Here is a 13,310-nt window from a genome sequence, read left to right as displayed (position 1 = left end):
CGCTGGTGTGGTTTCGGCTGGCTCTCACCGCTGTCTCAAGCACCGCGAGACAGCGGTGAGAGCCAGCCGGTTTGATTCGGTCGGCGCCTTTCAGCGGCTCAGAGCCTTCTCCCAGATCAGGCGGACGGCGGGGAGGACCTCGGAGACCGCGGGGATGCTGGGGCCCGGCTCGCGGACACCCACGGTCAGCGCCGGTGCCGAGCGTGCCAGCGAGCCGGCCATCCGGTCGATGTCGGTGATGATCGAGCCGGTCAGGACCAGGACACCGGTGTCGTCGATCTCGGTGCGGACCTTGCGCAGCGTACGGTGGCGTTCCTCGCGGAGACCGTCCAGCAGCTCGTGCAGCCTTTCGGTGTCGTGGCCGGCGTCGGCGCGCCGGTCGGCGACCAGTGCGGCATGCGCGGTGAATGCGTCCGCGGCGGTCGCCAGCACCTGGCCGATCTGCTCCGGCACGCCGGGGGAGCCCGGCGTCGCGGCCGCGTCGAACATCGACCGGGCCACCGAGTTGACCTGGTGCACCCCGTGCTCCAGCGCGCGCAGCGTCTCGTCCAGCGGCGTCACCCGGGCCACCGGGGTGGTCAGCGACCAGCGCGCGTGCCGGGCCGATTCGTCGACGGCGGCGACCGCGTCCTCCAGGTCCTCGTCCAGCTCGCGGGACCGGGCCAGCCACTCGGCGGCCTGCTCCCGGTCGTAGCCCTCCCGCACTCCGGCCCCGAGACGTCCCAGCAGGGCGGCGATCTCGGTCGACAGGTGGGACAGCTTCCAGCGCGCCCGCTCCACCGGAGTCATGCCACTGACCAGCGGCGAAACGATCACACCGACGACGATGCCGAGGACCGTGGCGCCCACCCGCTGCCAGACGAACGCCTCGGTGACCGCGGTGCCCCCGACCAGGATGCCCAGCGACGTCAGCGGCACCGTGGCCGAACTGTCGCCCAGCCGCAGCAGCCGGCCCAGCGCCAGGCCGCAGCCGGCGATCAGCGCGATACCCCACTGGTCGATGCCGAACACCCCCCACACGGCCACTGCCACCGCGATACCGGCGAGGGTGCCGATCAGGCGTTGCGCGCCCTCACGTACCGAGGCGTGCGAACTCATCTGCACCGACAGGGTCGCCGAGATCGCCGCGGTGACCGGGCCGACCAGACCCAGCGTGTCCGCCGCGGTCCAGGCGATGCCGGCGGCCGCCGCGGTGACCAGCACCGACCGGGCGGTGTCCGGTTCGATCCGGTCCCGGCATCGGCGGGCCAGCCGCCGCACCGGAGCGGGAAGGTGCGGAAGCAGCCGGGCGAGCAGCGCACGAACGGTGAGTTCGACGGCCGGCTTGACCTTGCGCCGCAGCAGGGTCGCGACGACCGCGCAGAGCGTGAGGCCGACAGCGACAACCGTGATCGGATCGGTGGACTGGACGAGCGACTGAAACAACGACAAGACTTTCTCTTCGCGTACGGGTATCCGACGCAAAAACTATCGGCGGCCATCCCGGCCAATCGCCTGAATCGGGCAAATGTGATCACCGTCGCCCTCGTCGGAGTGGCGCTCCGCCCGGCGGCGTCGCCGACAACGGATGTCAGTTGGCCGCCCGCTCCCGACCGAGATGATCACGTGTCGCGAGCCGCCGGCGACGTGGGTCAGCGCCCACATTCGCTGAACGTGGGGCTCCCGCTTCGTCATGGCGCAGACAAACGCACACGATCCGTCGATCGTGTGCGTTCAACCGGGTATGGGCGTCGGCAGGAGCGCACGCAAGCGTTGTGTGAGCTCTCGTCGTCGTCGTCGTCGTCGTCGCCGCCGGTGCCGGTTGCCCGTCGCTCGTCGCCGGTTGCCGGTCGCTGGTTGCCGGTCGCTCGTTGCTCGTCGGCCGTCGCTTATTGGCCGTCGCCCGTCAGCCGTCGCTCGCAGCCATTGGCCGCTGGGCGACGCCCTCCAGACTGGAACCGGGTCGCCGCTGCGGCTGGTACTCGCAATACGGCAACTGCGCACCGGCATCCGCGCCTCGACGCCATGCGCAGAAACGAGACTCCGACTCCGGAGGATCTCCGGTGCTCCTCGGCGTCAGGTGCTCTCGCGGTGCTCGGTCAGTTCGAGTTCGATGAACGCGGTGATCATCGCCCGGTAGACGCGTTCCACCACCTCCGGTGAGGCGTTTCGTTCGCCGGCCAGGGCACGCACCTTCTCGATCACCTGCTCGACGCGGGCGGGTGCTCGTACCCCCTGCTCGTCCTTCTTGAAAGAGGCGGCCCGTCGGACCAGCCGTTCGCGCTCGGCAAGCAGGCCGACAACCTGCACATCGACGGCGTCGATCGCCCGCCGAACGTCCTCAAGAGATTCCTCGGGCCCGGCCATCTCCCCATCCTGCCAGGCGACGAATCACCGCGTTGTCCCGAGCGGTCGCGGCCCGGGCTGGAGGCTCGACGGGAGGCCCGGCGGGAGTGCTGGCGGAGGCTGGCGGGAGCTCTGGTGGGAGGGCTGGTGAGAGACCCGGTGGGAGCACCGGGTGCTGCAAGGCAGCCGGTGGGGCGGCGGGACGGGTGCGCGGTGTGGCAGCTGATGGGCGTTTCGACCGCCTTGCGTGTGTAGCGCGGTACCGGACCGGGCAGAGATCGGAAATGCAGAGCAAATCGATGCGGATCGCGGCAAGTGCCGGACTTCTGTGCGTCTCGATGACGGCGTGCACCACCGCCGACCCGGCCGTGACCACCAGTGCGGCCACGGAGAGCAGTCCGGTTGCGGCGACGAGTGGCGCCTCGGCCGCGACCACCGACGGGATCCCGGCGAGCGCGCTGCTGCAACCGGCCGACGTCGGCGGGGCGCAGGCGGAGCCGCTGGAGCGGGGAGACTTCGCGCACGTGCGCCCGCTGCGCCCGTGTGGCGCGGACCGCTATCCCAGTGACGGTTCCCGGACGGATGCGGTGGCCGTGCGGTACGCGGTGCCCGGCGCCCAAGAGGCCAGTACCCCGAGTGTGGTGGTCGAGTTCCTGGGGCGCCACGAGTCCGGGGGAGCGGCCGAGCAGTTCCGGGACATCGGCGCCGCACTGAAACGCTGCCCCGGCGGGCTGGGCGAGGGACAGCACAAGTGGGAGATCGTCGAGTCGGACGGCGACTCGATGCTGATCCGGATCGGTCAGCGGTTCGCCTACGCTGACGAGGAGCCGGCGACTGTCAACCACTACGCCGCGCTGTCCCGGGTCAATGACGCCGTCGTCGTGGTCGCCGACCTGGGCTGGGAGAACATCGACGGCTCCGAGCAGTTGGTCCGGGACCTGATCAAGAAGGCCGAGCAGCGCGCCGCCTCCCTGACCTGACCCTCCCGCGTCGCGCGGGCCTACCGTGCCGGGGACGCGCCGAGTGGGCCTCCCTGCCGCGACGCGCGTTCACCCTGGTCGGCGTGAGCGTGCCACGGGAAGCGTCCGAGTGGGCCTACCATGCCGCGACGCGCGTTCACCCTGGCCGTAATGAGGGCGGCGCCCGATATGCCATGATCAATGCGTGCATGACAGGCGACCGGTTCTCCTGGCGGCCGCGGCGTCCGGCGCGGTGGCGATCGTGGCGGCGCTGTTCGGGGCGGATCAGTTCGCGGCTCAGGCCGGATTGCTGGCCCTGGGTTCTCTCGGCGTCCTCGTCGCCGCGCGGCAGCAGGCCGTCCGCCGTGTTCGATGGTCGCTGTTCGCCGGTATCGCGGTTCTGGCGGTGGCCGTCGCGGTTCCGGACATCTTCAACCCGTCCGTGGCCGGGCCGCAGCGACTTGCACCAGCGACCGCCGGTACGGACACGTTCGTGCGAGATGTGGTCGTCAGCGAATGGCTGACACTCCTCGCAGTCCTGCTGGCGTGCACCGCGTTCCTGTGGACGGCCGCGGGAACGACCGGGCCGGCCGCGGCGAAGACCGGGCGGGCCGCGGCGATGACGTGGACGACCGCGGGAACGAGCGGGCCTGCTGCGGCGCCGATCGAGACGGCCGCGGTGATACCGGCGCCGCCTGAGCCCGTGACCGCGGTGGGGGATTCGATACCTGCGGAAACCGCGACCGCGGTGGCGGATCCAATGTCGGCGGAGCCCGTTGCCGCGGTGGCGGATCCGCTGTCTGGGGAAACCGCGACCTCGGTTGTGGATCCGCTGGATGCCGAACCCGCGGCCCCGGTGGGCGAGGTATCGGATCCGGCGGTGACGGCGCACCGGAGAGGTGATCCGGTGATCGTGGCCGCGGCGGCCGGTGCGCTGCTGATCGTTGTCACTGTCGCCGACCTGGGACTGGTCACCGCCGGCCAGAAACGGAGCGGCGCAGCCGGCCAGTTGCTCATCGCGACCGGGTTCCCGCTGGCGGTGGCACTGTTCGCGGTCACGTCGGCGGTGCTCGCTGCCTACCGCATGACCGGCCGGACAGTCGCCGCCAGTGCGACGGTCGCTGCCGGTGGGCTGCTGCTGGCGGTGTCGGCACTGGCCGTGGTGTACATGGGGGTGCTGTCGGCCCCGCTGCCGTACGGATACGCGCGCAACCTGATCTTCGATGCGGCGATGGTCCGTACCGGATGGGGCGATCTTGATCTGCTCGCCGCGCTGAAGGTAGCCGGCATGCTTGCCGGCGCGGGATGCCTCGTCCACAGCCGCACCCGGTGACGGCACCGCCCGCCCGAGCCTGTGCACAGGCGCGGACGGGCGATCCCGAAGAGGCCCCAGGCCCCACGGGGGAAACCGAAGGGGTCCCGCAGGTGATGCCGGAGCGGTGATGTCGGGCAGGTCAGGCCGGGCGGGCGGCCAGGGTGGCGAGGACGTCGCGGGCGAGCGGCGCCGCCAGCAGTTCCTCGACCGGTGCCGGGAGGGCGATCCGCCAGTTCGGGTATTCGTCGACGGTGCCGGGCATGTTGGGCCGTTCGGTGACGCCGGCCGCGTCGTCGAGGGTGGCGACGACGATCCGGGACGGGCTGGCGGCCAGTTCCCGGTATTCGGCGAGGATCACCGCTCGTACCTGCTCGGGCCCGAACGGGCCGGCCGGGTCGACGCCGGCCTGTTCGCACAGTTCGCGCCGGGTGCCGGCGACGAACACCGGGTCGTGGCTCTTGCCGATCCGCTCCATGTCGGTCTCGTCGGACCCGGTGAGGATGCCGGCGATGGTGGCCTGGTCGTGGGTGCTCGCCGCGCCCATCGAGTTCGCCGGGTTGAACCGGGACAGCCGGCCCATCTCGGTGCGGTAGCCGAGCATCCCGATCGCCGCCATCGTCTCCCGGACCTCGGGTGCGACGGTGCCGATGTCCTCGCCGACGATCCAGGCGCCGGCCCGGCACGCCTCGATCCGCAGGACGGCGAGCAGCGCGTCGACCGGGTAGCGGACGTAGGCGCCGTGGGCGACGGTACCGTCGACGGGCACCCAGAACAGCTGCCACAGCTGCATGACGTGGTCGATGCGCAGCGCACCGGCGTGGCGCAGGGCGGACCGGATCAGCGCCACGAACGGCGCGAACTCGGCGGCCGCGAGCTGGGACGGGTCGAACGGCGGCAGCGACCAGCGCTGGCCCTCGCGGTTCCACGGGTCGGCGGGGCAGCCGACCTCGAAGTCGAAGGCGAGCAGGTCCTGATACCGCCAGGCGTCGGCGGACCCGAAGTCGAACCCGACGGCCACGTCGACGCAGACGGTGACGCCGCTGTGGCAGGCGACGGCGAACTGCCGGTCGGCCACCCACTGGCACCACATGTGGAAGCGGATCCGGTCGGCGTGCGCGGCGGTGAACGCGGTGACCGCCGTGGCGTGCGGGTGCCGGTACCGTTCGGGCCACTTGCGCCAGTCGCCGCCGTACAGCTCGGCCAGCACCGACCAGGTGGCGAACGCGGTGAGGTCGGCGCCGCGCTCGTCGGCCCAGGTCTGGAACTCGGCCGGCTCGTCGCGGCGGGTCACCGTCCAGACCCGTTCCAGGGCGGTGGTCTTGAGCCGGGCGACGGCGTCGCGGTCGATGCGGCGCTGGGCGTTGAGTGCCCGGCCGGCGGCGGCCAGGTCGGACAGGTCGATGCGTTCCGCGCCGGGGGCGTCGCCGGGGGCGATGTGCAGGACGTTGAGCCACTGCCGGCTGGCCGGGCTGTAGGGGGAGTTCATCGCGGGGATGACCGGGGCCATGGCGTGGACCGGGCTGACCATCAGCACGCCGGCGTTGCGGGCGGCCGTGGACCGGGCGATCTGCGCGAGGTCGCGGAAATCGCCGATGCCCCACGAGTCACGGCTGCGTGCCGCGTACAGCTGCACGGCGAGCCCGCCGGTGCGCGGCGGCTGCGGCAGCTGCTCGGGGGCGGCCAGCACCAGGTGGGTGGACCCGTCGTCGGTGGTCAGGCGGTGGTAGCCGGGCCGGTCGACGACACCGTCGGCGTGGACCACGCCGCCGTCCTCGAACTCGACCTTGCCGTACAGGCGGGGATGCCATCTGCCGGGTGTCGCGATGATGACGCCGGCGTCGGCTTCGCCGCGCCGGAAGCGCGCGGTGAGCGTCTCCCCGGTCCGGTCGGCCACCCCGCGGACGATCCCGAAGGCGTCGGTCCAGCGGGGGACGACCCCCAGCGCGGCGTAGTCGCTGTCGGTGCTGGCGTGCGGCGTGACGGTCATAGGAGAACGGTCCCGGCCGGGCGGTGCGGGACGTTTCCGGCGGCGGTGCGGCAGGGTTGCAGATCATTCCGGTACGAACGACCGCGCCCACGACCGGCGCAAGAGGCGGTCAGGCCGCGCTGACCCGGTCCCGGCCGGCGTGTTTGGCGGCGTAGAGGCTCGTGTCCGCCCGGCTGAGCAGGAGATCGGGGGTGACCGGCCCGTCGGTGTGGGAGGCCACGCCGATGCTCACGGTCACCGGTAGCGTGCCGGTCAGGCCACTCCAGTCCGTGCTCCGTACCATCGCGGCAAGGGTTTCGCACCGGTGCTGGGCGGCGGTCGCGCTGACACCCGGCAGAAGCAGCAGGAACTCCTCGCCACCGATCCGGGCGGCGACCTCCGAGCCGGTGACGAAACGGTTGAGCAGGGCGCCCAGCTCCCGCAGGACGGCGTCGCCGGCGGCGTGGGTGAGCTGATCGTTGATCCGTTTGAAGTGGTCGGCGTCGACCACCGCCACGGAGAGCGGCTCGCCACTGCGGCGGGCGGCGGCGACCGCGGCGGCCAGGCGCTCGTCGGCGTAGCGGCGGTTGTACAGGCCGGTGAGCGCGTCCTGGTAGGCCAGGGCCTCGAAGCGCTGGGACGCCCGGCGTGCCTCCTCGGCCTCGAAGACGGCCTGCATGGCGTAGGCGCGGGCCTCGCGTTCGGCCGAGTGCAGCGCCTCGGACCGCGCGTGGAACAGGCGGTACTCCTCGTACGCCTGCTGGAACCGTCCGGCGCCGGCGTGCCACTCGGCGCGGGCGCGGTGCACACTGGCCGCGACGCCGGCGAGTCCCCGCTGGTCGCAGACCTCGCCGGCCCAGTCGAGGGTCTTGCCGGCCAGGTCGTGGCGCCCGGTCCCGAGGTAGATCTCGACCAGGGTGAGGAGGCATTCGGGCAGGCTGTCGGCTTCGCTGAGGAGCGGGCCACGAGGATCGTCGAGGACCGGCTGGAGCGCGGCCTCGGCGTCGTCGTAGCGCTTCTGCATGATCGCGATCCGGGCGAGCGTGTCCAGGTAGAGGCCGTCCAGCCGGATGCCGTGCTCGGCGGCGATGGTCCGCATCTGCCGGGCCAGGTCGTTGGCGGTGTCGACGTCCTCGTTCTCGTAGGCGGTGAACGCCATGTTGTTGATGACGGTCAGTGCCTGGTCGGGGTCGTCGTTCTTCTCGGCGAGCAGTAGCGCCTCACCGAACCGGCGTTCGGCCTCCTCGAACTGCCCGTTGAGGTCGAGGAGCAGGGCCAGCGTGATCAACTGGCTGCAGCGGAGCCGTTCGGGCAGGTTTTCGGCGTGCTGGAGGCCGGTGACGGCGTGCGCGAGCGCCTGTGCGCTGTCGCCGAGCCGCCGGTAGAAGATCGCCTGTAGCCGGTGCCCACGGGCCAGCAGGACATCGTCGTCGTGCTGCTCGGCCCAGAGGGTGACCGCCTTGGCGACCCGGCCCTGTTCGGCGATGTCGCCGCGGCGGCCGGCCACGTCGGCGAGGATCAGCTGGGCCCGCTGGGCGAGGTCCTCGAACCCCTGGTGGCGGGCCTCCAGCTCGACGATCGCGGCGGGGGCCGACACACCCTCGAAGTTCTTCGGGGTGAGCAGCTCCAGCTCCTGGAGACGCGCGATCAACTGGTCACGGATCGAGAGCTGGTCCGGCGGGGTCACGATCACCGGACTCGTTTCGGCTTCGAGTCCCCGCATCTGAGACGTCTCCCAGCCGTTCACGAGATCCATTATCGAATGCTGCCGCCCGAACCGGTGACGGCGTATCAGCCGAAGATGTCGCCCCTGTCGCCGATCATGCCGGGTCGCATAGGCCGACCACCCGTGACCTGGTGATCCTTTCCCCGGTTCTGGTATCAGACCACCGCGGAAGCGTTCCTTTGGACGGAAGCCGGGATCCACCCGGCCGCAATGTGAACGGCTTTCTCGACTCCCTGGAAAGGCTGCACTCGTGACCAGCGCTGCGAACATCGAACGTCTCGAACGCCAAGGCCGCCACCTCGAGGCCGCGCGTACCGGCGACCCGGATCTCGGGCCCTTCCGTCTGCTCCCCGGCACCTGGGCGAACAAGCCGGGCCTGCCCGGACGCGGCTGGAACATGATCGCCCTGCCATTCGCCCCGGCCGACGGCCAGGGCGGGCCACCGTTCCGTCTGCTCGTCAACCAGTACAACGAGGAACTCAGGTTCCAGCTGGTCGACAAGGCCGTGCCGAACCGCGGTATCGACCTGACCGGTCCGAAGAACACCGACCAGAAGATCGTGGCCATCGACTACGAGCAGGCCATCGCGCAGATCGTCGCCGACGACTTCCCGCAGAGCGGGCTGGCCGGCCGCCCGGATCTGGCGATCCACCACGAGCCCGGGCTGCTGCTCAACCTGCTCGACCAGATCGACATCGGCGGCCCCCGGATCGCGCGCCTGGCCACCATCCCGCACGGCGACTCGGTGCTCGCGCTCGGCGACTTCCAGGTCATCCCGGGGGCGCCGGACATCCCGACGGTGAACTCGCTGCCGATCGGGGTCAGCCAGGATCTGAACAGCCCGTACCTGGCGGCCTACAAGCACTTCCACGACAACCCGTTCGAGAACCTGTTCGACCCGACCGACCCGACGGCGCTGCTCAAGGTGGCCAACCAGGGTGTGAACATCAAGCAGACCACGGTTCTGGAGTTCGACACGACCGTGGAACGGGCCGGGATCAGCAACATCCCGTTCATCGTGAAGCAGGCCAACGCCTCCGAGATGAAGTCGACCTTCTTCCTCCAGGAGATCGAGGACGAGCGGGGCCGGACCCGGCTGCGCCTGCAGTACGTGCAGGTCGTGCAGCTCGACTTCTTCCCGCGCCGTGACGGCGGGCCGGGCCGGATCAAGTGGCCGCACGTCAGCATCAACACGATGGAGAAGGTGTCGGACCACGTGGACACCGGCTCGTACGCCAAGATGCCCGGCTAACGGTGTGCGGGAGGTGACCGCGGTCTGCCGTCTAGCCGTCGGCGGCGCTCAGGGCTCCTCGGTGGGGGTGGCCAGCAGCTCCCGCAGGAGCCGCTCGTCGTCCTCGTCGAGGGTGCTCACGAAGCGCCGCAGCACGGAGGCCCGGTCGGGTTCGACCGCCATCAGCCGGCTCATCCGGTCGGCGACCAGCCCGGCCGGGTCGGCGAGTGCGCCGTAACGGAACGCCCGCCCGTCGCGGTGCCGGGCCACCGCCTCCTTCTCGTGGAGCCGGGTCAGCGTGGTGACCACCGTGCTGTAGGAGAGGGCGCCGGTCGGGTCGAGGGCGTCGCGGACCTCGCCGGGGGTCATCGGGGCGGTCGCCGAGGCCAGCACGGTGACGATCTCGGTCTCCAGCTGCCCCGGCCGCCGCCGGCCCGATGCGGTGTTCACCATCCGACTCTATCGATCAGGAGAGAAGCACCCGTCCCCAGTGGTCGTCGGCGGCGAGCAGGCCGGGCGGGCAGGCGAACACGCCGCTGGACACGTGCCGGATGTACTCGTTGAGCGCGTCGGTACGGGCCAGCGCCTTCTGCACCGGCACGAACTGCCGGTGCGGGTCACGCTGGTAGGAGATGAAGAACAGCCCGGCGTCGAGGCGGCCCAGCCCGTCCGAGCCGTCGACGTAGTTGTAGCCGCGCCGCAGCATCCGGGCGCCCTGGTTCTGCGAGTGGTGGGCGAGCCGGACGTGCGAGTCGAGCGCGATGACCGGCGCGTCGTCCTTCTTCACCGTGAAGTCGGGTTCGTCGAACTCGTCCTTGCCGGTCAGCGGTGCTCCGGAGCCCTTGGTCCGGCCGATGATCGTCTCCTGCTCACCGAGCGGGGTCCGGTCCCACGTCTCCACCAGCATCCGGACCTTGCGGCTGACCAGGTAGGAGCCGCCGGTCATCCACGCCGGCCCGTCGCCGTCACGGACCCAGAGGTGCTCGTCGAGCAGCTGCGTCTCCTCGGCTTTCAGGTTGGCGGTGCCGTCCTTGAAGCCGAACAGGTTGCGGGCGGTGACCTGTCCGGTCGACGTCGACGACGTGCGCCCGAAGCCCAGTTGCGACCACCGGACACTGACCACACCCATGCCGATCCGGGCCAGGTTGCGTACCGCGTGGACCGCGACCTGCGGATCGTGGGCGCACGCCTGCACGCAGATGTCGCCGCCGGAGATCTTCGGGTCGATCGTGTCGCCGGGGAAGTGCGGCAGGTCGGCCAGCGCCTCCGGCTTCTTCGACGCGATCCCGAAACGGTCGCGGCCGGTGGCGTCGCGGAACAGTCCCGGCCCGAACCCGATGGTCAGCGTCAGCCCGGACGGTGGCAGGCCGATCGCCTCGCCGGTGTCGTCCGGCGGTGCCTCCGGGATGCCGCCGACCGCGCCGATGGTGCCGGCGTCGAGGCCGGCGGTCATCCGCGCGGCGGCGGCGGTCCACGCCTCCAGCATGGCGAGCAGTTCCGCCTTCTTACCGGTGATCACGTCGAAGGCGACGAAGTGCAGCCGGTCCTGGGCCGGGGTGACGATCCCGGCCTGCCGCACGCCGTAGAACTCCACGGCGTCACCGAAGCCGGCGACCGGTTCCGGCCGCGGCTGCTCAGCCCGGCTGAGCGCCAGGGCACCGCCGGTGGCGGCGAGTCCGGCGACTCCCGCTCCGGCGAGCCCGATCATCCTGCGCCGCTTCACGATCACAACCTTCCGACGACGGTACGGGCTACTTGCCGGCCACCAGGCCGGCGACCTTGCTGATCGGCTCGGCCAGCGCGTTGATGTCATCGCTGAGCTGCTTCAGGTCGGCCTCGCTGAGAGTGTTGTGCAGCTTCCAGCCGTCACCGGCACGGTGCTTCTCCAGCGATGCGACGACCGCCGCGAACTTCTCGTCCAGCGTGGTGACCAGCGCCGGGTCCTTCTCCTCCAGCGTCGGGCGCAGCGCCGCGATGGCGGCCTTCGACCCCTCGACGTTGGCGGCGAAGTCCCACAGGTCGGTGTGCGAGTAGCGGTCCTCCTCGCCGGTGATCTTGCCGGTGGCGACCTCGTCGAGCAGTTCCTTGGCGCCGTTGGCCAGCTGGAGCGGCGACAGCGGGGTGCTGTTCGCCAGGTCGACGATCTTCTGCACGTCGACCAGCAGCTTGTCGGCGATCGGGCCGGACTTGCTGATGTCGCCGGTCTGCCACAGGTCCTTCTCGATCCGGTGGTATCCGGTGAACTCCTGGCCCGGTTCCAGACCGTCTTCGCGGCCGTCGATCGCCGGGTCCAGGTCGCCGAAGATCTCCGCGACCGGCTCGATCCGCTCCCAGTAGGTGCGCGCCACCGGGAACAGCGCCTTCGCCTTGTCGGCCTCACCCTTCTTGACCGCGTCGACGAACTCGGTCGTCTTCTCGATCAGGGCGCCGGTCTGGCTCTTCACGTACCGCTGGTAGTCGGCGGTGGCCTGGGCCAGCTTGGCGTCCTCGGTGAGCGGGGCGCTGGAGCCGGTCACGGTGAACCCGTTGCGGATGCCCTTGCCGATCATGCCGGGCTTGCAGGCGGTCTCGTACCGGCCGGCGGTCAGCTCGACGATCAGCTCACGGGACAGGCCGGGCGCGATGTTCTCCACCTCGCCCATCACCCGGTCGCCGGTCGCGTACACGTAGAACTCGGTGACCTTGGCGCCCTTGTTGGCCACGGTGAAGGTGACCGTACCCGCGGCGGCCTCGGCCTTGGCGACCTGGCAGGCGGTGTCGGAGGCGGCCACGGTGATCTTCCCGTCGCCCGCGGAGGGCGCCGTCGCTGCGTCGTCGGCGCAGCCGGTGAGCAGCAGCGACGCCGCGGTGGCGACGGCGAGAGGGGTGCGGCGCATGGTTCTCCTAGGAGGCGTTCTGGGGAGTGGGCGTGACGGCCGGCGTGCGGGCCGGCCAGAGGAAGAGCACGAGGACCGGGATGCCGTAGGCCAGCCAGGCGACCGTCTCCAGGACCGTCGGCGCGGGGGTGAAGTTGACCATCCCGCGCAGCAGCTCGGCATACCACGTCTCCGGTGGGAGCGACCCGGAGATGTCGAAGGCCAGGTTGTTGAGCCCGGGGAGGATGCCGGCCTCCTGGAGGTCGTGCACGCCGTACTTGGTGATGCCGGCCGCGACCAGCACCAGCAGCGCGCCGGTCCAGGCGAAGAAGCGGGACAGGTTGATCCGGACCGCGCTGATGTAGAGCAGCCAGCCGAGCGCGACCGCGGTGGCCAGGCCGAGCGAGACGCCCAGCAGCGGGCGGACGCTGTCGGCGGCACCCTGCGCGGCGGCGTAGAACAGGATGGACGTCTCCAGGCCCTCCCGGATGACCGCGAGGAACGCCACCGAGGCGACCGCGACCGGCCCGAGGGCGATCGCCTCCTCCATGCGCCCGCGCAGCTCAGCCCCGAGCCGGCGGGCCATCCGCCGCATCCAGAAGATCATCCAGGTGACGAAGGCGACGGCCACGAACGACGCGATCGCCTCGAACAGCTCCTGCTGGGTGAAGGTCAGCCGGGCCACGCCGACCTGGAGCAGCGCGGCGAAGCCGATCGCGATCGCGGCGGCCACCGCCACGCCGGCCCAGACGTATTTCAGCAGGGCCGTGCGATCGGTTCTGACCAGGAAGGCAACCAGGATGGACACCACCAGGGTGATCTCCAGGCCTTCGCGCAGACCGATCAGGAAGATGGCGGTCATCGCGCTCCCAAGGTAAGCCAAACCTAACTACCGGTGAGGCCCACCTTCTTTTATTCCGTTGTAGAAGTCAA

11 protein-coding genes are annotated in these 13,310 nt (G+C 70.9%); 3 read left to right on the top strand and 8 right to left on the bottom strand.

Annotation, left to right across the window (positions count from 1 at the left end; genetic code table 11):
• Window positions 1-90: 90 nt before the first annotated feature.
• Together BC793_RS20400 and BC793_RS20395 are read right to left on the bottom strand one after the other, a co-directional pair.
• Complete coding sequence (locus BC793_RS20400) at window positions 91-1,431, bottom strand: aromatic acid exporter family protein (protein ID WP_239170188.1); 1,341 nt, start codon at window positions 1,429-1,431, stop codon at window positions 91-93.
• Between the two features lie 624 nt (window positions 1,432-2,055).
• Entirely contained in the window at window positions 2,056-2,346 is a 291-nt protein-coding gene (locus BC793_RS20395; protein ID WP_109594507.1) for a chorismate mutase, read from the bottom strand.
• Window positions 2,347-2,609: 263 nt separating this feature from the next.
• Between BC793_RS20395 and BC793_RS20390 the strand changes: the two genes are divergently transcribed.
• Window positions 2,610-3,305, top strand: a complete 696-nt coding sequence (locus tag BC793_RS20390) for a hypothetical protein (RefSeq protein WP_109594505.1) — start codon at window positions 2,610-2,612, stop codon at window positions 3,303-3,305.
• 184 nt (window positions 3,306-3,489) lie between these two features.
• Window positions 3,490-4,617, top strand: a complete 1,128-nt coding sequence (locus BC793_RS20385) for a ribonuclease E domain-containing protein (protein ID WP_109594503.1) — start codon at window positions 3,490-3,492, stop codon at window positions 4,615-4,617.
• 121 nt (window positions 4,618-4,738) lie between these two features.
• Here the strand turns inward: BC793_RS20385 and malQ are convergent, their stop codons facing one another.
• Both malQ and BC793_RS20375 read right to left on the bottom strand, forming a co-directional pair.
• A complete protein-coding gene (malQ, locus tag BC793_RS20380) occupies window positions 4,739-6,586 on the bottom strand; it encodes a 4-alpha-glucanotransferase (RefSeq protein WP_109594501.1) in 1,848 nt (615 codons plus the stop codon).
• A 109-nt stretch (window positions 6,587-6,695) separates the two neighbouring features.
• Complete coding sequence (locus tag BC793_RS20375; protein ID WP_109594499.1) at window positions 6,696-8,321, bottom strand: tetratricopeptide repeat-containing diguanylate cyclase; 1,626 nt, start codon at window positions 8,319-8,321, stop codon at window positions 6,696-6,698.
• A gap of 220 nt (window positions 8,322-8,541) precedes the next feature.
• Here BC793_RS20375 and BC793_RS20370 point away from each other — a divergent pair, with 220 nt between their 5' ends.
• Window positions 8,542-9,543 carry a heme-binding protein gene (locus BC793_RS20370; RefSeq protein ID WP_109594497.1) on the top strand — a complete coding sequence of 334 codons (1,002 nt, stop codon included), beginning with the start codon at window positions 8,542-8,544 and terminating at the stop codon, window positions 9,541-9,543.
• 48 nt (window positions 9,544-9,591) lie between these two features.
• Here BC793_RS20370 and BC793_RS20365 read toward each other — a convergent pair whose 3' ends face one another.
• Genes BC793_RS20365 through efeU form a run of 4 tightly spaced genes read right to left on the bottom strand, consistent with a single transcriptional unit; the run spans window position 9,592 to window position 13,239 of the window.
• Window positions 9,592-9,972, bottom strand: a complete 381-nt coding sequence (locus BC793_RS20365; RefSeq protein ID WP_170167253.1) for a BlaI/MecI/CopY family transcriptional regulator — start codon at window positions 9,970-9,972, stop codon at window positions 9,592-9,594.
• Window positions 9,973-9,988: 16 nt separating this feature from the next.
• Window positions 9,989-11,251 (bottom strand): iron uptake transporter deferrochelatase/peroxidase subunit, encoded by a 1,263-nt coding sequence (gene efeB, locus BC793_RS20360; RefSeq protein ID WP_373871237.1) that lies wholly within the window; start codon window positions 11,249-11,251, stop codon window positions 9,989-9,991.
• A 22-nt stretch (window positions 11,252-11,273) separates the two neighbouring features.
• Entirely contained in the window at window positions 11,274-12,398 is a 1,125-nt protein-coding gene (gene efeO / locus BC793_RS20355) for an iron uptake system protein EfeO (protein WP_109594491.1), read from the bottom strand.
• 7 nt (window positions 12,399-12,405) lie between these two features.
• A complete protein-coding gene (efeU, locus tag BC793_RS20350; protein WP_109594490.1) occupies window positions 12,406-13,239 on the bottom strand; it encodes an iron uptake transporter permease EfeU in 834 nt (277 codons plus the stop codon).
• Window positions 13,240-13,310: the final 71 nt, after the last annotated feature.

The organism is Actinoplanes xinjiangensis (genome assembly GCF_003148685.1).
Lineage (GTDB): Bacteria > Actinomycetota > Actinomycetes > Mycobacteriales > Micromonosporaceae > Actinoplanes > Actinoplanes xinjiangensis.
This window is presented reverse-complemented; position numbering and strand designations above follow the sequence as displayed.